Below are 529 nucleotides of genomic sequence, written 5' to 3'. Positions count from 1 at the left end.
TCGGTATCCTCGCGGATCGTGGCGATGGTGTTCGACATCGAATCGGCGGCAAGCGCGGTTTCGTCGACCGCGGCGGTGATCGCGGTCACCGTCTGCGCCTGCGATTCCATCGCGAAGCGGATGCGCGACGCCGATTCCTGCACCTCGGCAACGGTCGCCTTGATGCTGGCATTGGTCTCGACGGTCGATCGGGTGGCGGACTGGATCGCGGCGATCTTGGCGGCGATGTCGTCGGTCGCGCGCGCGGTCTGGTTGGCCAGGCTCTTCACTTCCTGCGCCACCACCGCGAAGCCGCGGCCGGCATCGCCGGCGCGCGCCGCTTCGATCGTCGCGTTGAGCGCCAGCAGATTGGTCTGCCCGGCAATGTCGCGGATCAGCCCCAGGATCGATTCGATCGACTTGGCGTGATCGCTGAGCGCGCCGCTGGTCTCGACCGCCTGGCCGGCCTGCGAGCTGGCGCGGGTAGCGATCTCGGCGGCTGCCTCGACTTCGGTCCGGGCATCCTCGATCGCGCGGATCAAGCCCGCCG

Annotated in this window: 1 protein-coding gene; it reads right to left on the bottom strand. The window is 68.8% G+C overall.

The features are described 5' to 3' along the window. A partial coding sequence (locus SAS01S_RS22030; RefSeq protein WP_245657079.1) for a methyl-accepting chemotaxis protein occupies positions 1-529 on the bottom strand: 529 nt, incomplete at both ends.

This window comes from Sphingomonas asaccharolytica NBRC 15499 (assembly GCF_001598355.1).
Taxonomy (GTDB): Bacteria; Pseudomonadota; Alphaproteobacteria; order Sphingomonadales; family Sphingomonadaceae; genus Sphingomonas; species Sphingomonas asaccharolytica.
The sequence above is the reverse complement of the archived record's forward strand: the minus strand, read 5'-3'. Positions and strand labels throughout refer to the sequence as shown.